This window comes from Chamaesiphon sp., from assembly GCF_041738855.1.
GTDB lineage: Bacteria > Cyanobacteriota > Cyanobacteriia > Cyanobacteriales > Chamaesiphonaceae > Chamaesiphon.
On the sequence record NZ_JBGSPA010000121.1, the window covers coordinates 1 to 5119 of the forward strand.

Below are 5119 nucleotides of genomic sequence, written 5' to 3' on the forward strand. Positions count from 1 at the left end.
TACAGCACTTCCGGATGTTATGAGGTACAGTAACAGCAATTAGCAAACCAATTTCTGAGATGTTGAGGATCGATTAACTTGATTGCAAGTGAAATTACTCGATCGACCATAATTGTCGTAGTAGGTGAAAACATTCGTAAAAAAGACTTGAGTTGTGACCACCACAATTCAATGGGGTTGAAATCAGGTGAGTAGGGGGAGAGGAAAAGCACAGAAGCACCGACAGCTTCAATCATGGGGATAATGGAATCGAATTTGTGTGCGGGTAGATTATCCATGACTACGACGGCACCGGGCCATAGCTCCGGCACGAGAAAATCCTTGACAAATAATTCAAAAGCTCTACTATCCATTGAATCATCCATTGTCATTAAGGCTACAACTTTTTTACTGCTAATTGCACCGATAGCAGTAACTTTTGCACCTCGATAGAATGGGGTAAAAGCATATGCTCTAGTTCCCTGCTGTGACCGAGCATGAGTTCTGTTTAAACCAAGCAGGATGCCAGTTTCATCTAGAAATACTAAGTTTTCTACATCAATGTTTTTAACTGATTCCCAATAATCTAATCTCAAATTTAGGACTCTCTCAGTGGTAGCTTGGGTACTCCTTTCCGTTTTTTTTTACGACTCAATCCTAATTTTCGCAATGCGTCACCCATCGCACTTCGACCAACCCAATTACCAGTTTTATCAGCGAAAAATTCACACAGTTCAACTAAAGTTGCATCAGGATGTTCTGTAACTAGCTCCCTTAACTCTACTTCAGCATTTGTCAGGTAACTTAATCGTGGTTTACCTGGCTTCTTAGGCTGTAAGTTCCCTTCAATCTTTTGTTGTTTGACTAGTTTTTGAACTACACTTTTGCTAATAGCGAACATCCTAGCAACTGTTCTAATTGAGTGATGACGTTCTAAATGTGCCGCAACTATTTTTTCTCGAAGATCGATTGAAGCTGGTTTCATTATCAAATATATTTTTACTACCCTTTAGTGTACCTCATAACTAGCAGAAGTGCTGTAACTCCTACATTCTATTTGAACCGGACGGACGACCTCACGATCGATATACCCCATCAATTGGACCACTCGAAGAAGCTACACCAACGCAAATGAATTAGCAAAAATAGCCAGTTGCGATCGATTCTGAAGTGCCAGACGGTTGAGCAGATGAGTCACATAGGTTTTGACTGTGCCTTCGGCGAGGTTCAATTTAGTGGCGATTTGGCGATTTGTGCAGCCTTGCCCAATTAGCCGCAAGACATCGCGTTCTCTGGCGGGGATTTGCTTTAAGGCTGCTGGCTCGACTGGAGGAATACTATCGGCGGGATCGGCAACATTTGTGACTAGCTTTTCCATCAGTCCTGGTGCCATTTGGGTATAGCCGCGATGAACTAACCGAATTGCTCCTAACAGTTCTGGCGCAGGCATATCTTTGAGCAAATATCCTTTGGCACCTGCTCGCATCGACAGCGCAATATCACGATCGTCATCAAATGTACTCAGAACTAACACCTTGACGGTTGGAAATCGATCGACAATTAGCCGCGTCGCTTCAATCCCCGTCATCACTGGCATTCGGATATCCATCAAGACTACATCTGGCTGCAAAGATTCGACCTGAGCAATCGCCGCTCGTCCATCCTCCGCACATCCAAGTACTTGCAGATCGTCTTCTCGATCGAGAATTGCTGCCAAACCTTGGCAAATCAAACTTTGGTCGTCTACTAGTAGTAAGCCAATCATAGGAGTAGAGGGTAGAGGGTAGAGGGTAGAGGGTAAAGGGTAAAGGGGAAGGGGGGGAGATTGGTTGCAAAAATACTTTAATTTAGCAACACGGGAAGTTCGACTTGGATTTGACAACCAGATCCTGGGGAGGTTGTTAGGTGAAACTTGCCGTTGAGGGCGGCGATTCGTTCTTGCATTCCTTGTAGTCCAAATCCGGTTGTTTGCTGGTGAGCATTAAATCCGCGACCGTTATCGGTAATCTTGAGGTCGATCCGATGCTCGGTGGCGATCGAGTGAATTTGCACCTCAGTCGCTCCTGCATATTTAGAGATATTTGTCAATGCTTCTTGCACGATCCGGTAGAGGGTTTTAGAGACAGAAAAAGACAAAGGTTGGGTCAGTCGAAGGCAAATGTTCGGGGTAATCCCCGTAACTTGCCGAAACTCCTCGGCCAAAGCCGCGATCGTTTCGGCGAAGGGCTGTTCGGTGCGTTCTTCTGTCCGCAATGCTCTGACCGATTCTCGGACTTCTTGCATGGCAGTTTTACCCAGCCGTTGGGCTTGAGACAGAAATGAGTGGGCTTGAGTCGGATCGGTTAGCAATAACGTTGCCGCAGCTTGCATCTGCACGTTTAAAGCTGTCAGCGAATGTCCTAACGAGTCGTGAATCTCACGGGCGATCCGGTTGCGTTCTTCGATCGCGGCAGCGGTTGCGGTCAGATGTTCTACTTGTTGGCGGTAGAGGATTTCCCGATCGCGCAGTCGCTTTTTCTCTAAACTGGTAGCAATCCTGGCTTGGAGTAAGATCGGATTGCAGGGCTTTTGCAAGTAGTCTTCGGCACCTAGTTCGATACATTTAACCGCAACATCGATCGTTTCTAGGGCCGAAATCACGATCGCCGGAATATGCTTGAATCGATCGTCCTGTTTGAGCTGCTGAAGTAACTCCAGCCCATCAATTTCTGGCATAATCGCATCTAACAAAATCAAGTCATAAGCGATCGCTTTGAGTAGGCGTAAGGCTTGGCGGGCATTAGTCGCCGTTGTGACTGTATAACCTTGCCGTTTTAATTGGCGCGAGAGTAAGTCACAATTGGTCGGGTTGTCATCGACTACTAAAATCATCCCTCCCTGTGATTGCGTTACGGTAGACTCTCGATCGAGCGTTTCCAGTGTCGTGGTTGCGCTCCGCAGCAAGATCGCTGTGACTGGGTGTTCCAGAAGTAGCGGAGAATTAGTATCTGGGGTTGTCAACCGCTGTAATTGTTGCTGGGCGAGATGGACGATATCATTTACCAGGCTCAATAATTGGTGAGCCGCTGTATGAATTTTGTCTAGATCGGCAATTAATTCGGCTGGAGCTTCCTCTAACAGCATCTCGCAGTAGCCGATAATCGTGCTGATTGGCGTGAGTAGTTCCATCCTTAGCTCGGCACCAAACCGACTCAGTTCGCCGTCAATCTGGCTCATTTCCAGTTGCACTGGATCGAGAATTGTCGTTACGAGTGTCAATAGTTGTTGACTACAGGTATGAATCTTTTGCAGATCGGCGACGAAGATTGAGTCTGGCTGTGTTTGTAGCTCTTCGAGCAGCATGGCACTGTAACCGATCGTGGCATCGATCGGCGTACAGAGTTCGTGGCGGAGGTAAGCCATTAGTGTGTGCTGCACTTGGGGAGTTTGGAGCATTTTTAGAACATTATTTTAGAGTTTTGCAATGAATTTATCCCCAATCTCGATCGTCTAAGAAGAGCTTAGAGCCTAGAGCCTAGAGCCTAAAGTCTCTGCTCATGATGCGAAGTCCGCCTACGCGGACTAAGAAATCCAGTCCGCGTAGTCCGCGTAGGCGGACTTTGCATCATGAGCCACGATTTCAATCGTTGGCATTACTGGGAAGAATGCGAAGCAATTAAAGTGCGGATTTCTTCGAGGATTTGTTTGTTTCCGGCACCTTTTTGGTAAATGCGTTGAGTTTGACTGTCTAGCCACTGCCGTTCTTCGGCAGTCAAGTCTTTGGCAGTGAGGACAATGACGGGGAGCGATCGCCATTGCGGATGTTGGCGGAGTTGGCGCAGAAACTCAAATCCATCCATTTCTGGCATCATCAGATCTAGCAAAATGACTCCAGGTTCTTCTGTCTGCATCAGTGATAGTGCCTCGATCCCGTGTTGGGCTGCCAAGACTCGCCACCCGGCTTTGGTTAGTTGGCGGCAGATCATCTCCCGATTTTCGGAGTTATCTTCTACTACCATCACGGATGTGGGGGCTGAGTTGGTCTGATATGGCTGCAATAGCGTCATCAACCGATCGTAATCCACGGGTTTGACGAGATAGTCAACGGCTCCCAAGGCACTGCTCAAGGCGCGATCGCCCTCAATTGTGACCATCATCACCGGAATGTCGGCGAGAGCGGGATCGGATTTGAGCCGACTCAAAACGCCCCACCCATCCAGATCGGGCATTTTCACATCTAGCAGAATGGCTGCGGGTAAATGTTCTTTGGCTAGGCGGAGTCCTTCCGCGCCGCTGGCTGCGGCGATCGCGTTATATCCCGATCGAATCAAAAAGCGTTGCATCAGATCCCGTGCATTCGCGTCATCATCGATCGTCAAAATAGTGCTAGCACCAGCGACTGAGGTACTTAGAGTGGTAATAATAATATTTGGTTGTTGGTGCCCACTTTGACTAGCTGGTTCGGCTGGCAGTGCTTGAACTGGATCGGGTAAGCGAATCGTAAAGGTTGTGCCTGTGCCTGCGGTGCTAGCCACCTGGATCTCGCCCCCCATAATTTGACAGAATTGCTGCGTAATCACCAATCCCAAGCCCGTGCCGCCATACTTGCGGGTGGTGGAGGCATCAGCTTGAGTAAAGGACTGAAATAGCTTTGCCTGCTGATCTGGATTCATCCCAATTCCGGTATCGGCGACTGAAAAAGCGAGCCAACCCGTTGGTTCTCGTTCTACGCCTAGTGTAATCGTGCCATGTTCGGTAAATTTGCTCGCATTACCCAACAGGTTGAACAGGCTCTGCCGCAGTTTGGTGATGTCCGCGTGCATGGAGCCAAGATCGGGCGGACAGTTGATGGCTAGGGCATTGTGGTTTTTCATGACCAGGGGGCGCAGCGTTGCCGCGATTTCTGCTAGCAACGGCGCGATCTCGAAGGTTTCGAGGAAGAGTTCGACCTTTCCTGCTTCGACTTTAGACAGATCGAGAATATTATTAATCAGCCCCAGCAGATGTTGCCCCGCACCGTGCATTCGTGACAAGTTAAGAAGTGATCGCAGTTGTCAAGCGGGTTTGAGAAGATGGCTTAAAGAAGAATTGGTCGCCACTTCGTACATGTTCAGGAAAAGGGGCAATAATCAATTTGACGTTGGGTTTACGAATAGATTTG

The 5119-nt window shown here is 48.0% G+C and carries 5 protein-coding genes; all 5 read right to left on the reverse strand.

Going from position 1 to position 5119, the window contains the following annotated elements; translation table 11 throughout:
• Positions 1–17: 17 nt before the first annotated feature.
• Positions 18–575: a transposase gene (locus ACEW9I_RS11220; protein ID WP_373540425.1), complete on the reverse strand. Its 558-nt coding sequence runs from the start codon at positions 573–575 to the stop codon at positions 18–20.
• A gap of 2 nt (positions 576–577) precedes the next feature.
• Positions 578–964: an IS630 transposase-related protein gene (locus ACEW9I_RS11225; protein ID WP_373540426.1), complete on the reverse strand. Its 387-nt coding sequence runs from the start codon at positions 962–964 to the stop codon at positions 578–580.
• Positions 965–1096: 132 nt separating this feature from the next.
• Positions 1097–1744 (reverse strand): response regulator, encoded by a 648-nt coding sequence (locus tag ACEW9I_RS11230; RefSeq protein ID WP_373540427.1) that lies wholly within the window; start codon positions 1742–1744, stop codon positions 1097–1099.
• Positions 1745–1821: 77 nt separating this feature from the next.
• The gene (locus ACEW9I_RS11235; protein ID WP_373540428.1) at positions 1822–3414 is read right to left on the reverse strand and encodes a response regulator; all 1593 of its coding nucleotides are present in this window, start codon (positions 3412–3414) and stop codon (positions 1822–1824) included.
• Positions 3415–3611: 197 nt separating this feature from the next.
• Entirely contained in the window at positions 3612–4982 is a 1371-nt protein-coding gene (locus ACEW9I_RS11240) for a response regulator (RefSeq protein WP_373540429.1), read from the reverse strand.
• Positions 4983–5119: the final 137 nt, after the last annotated feature.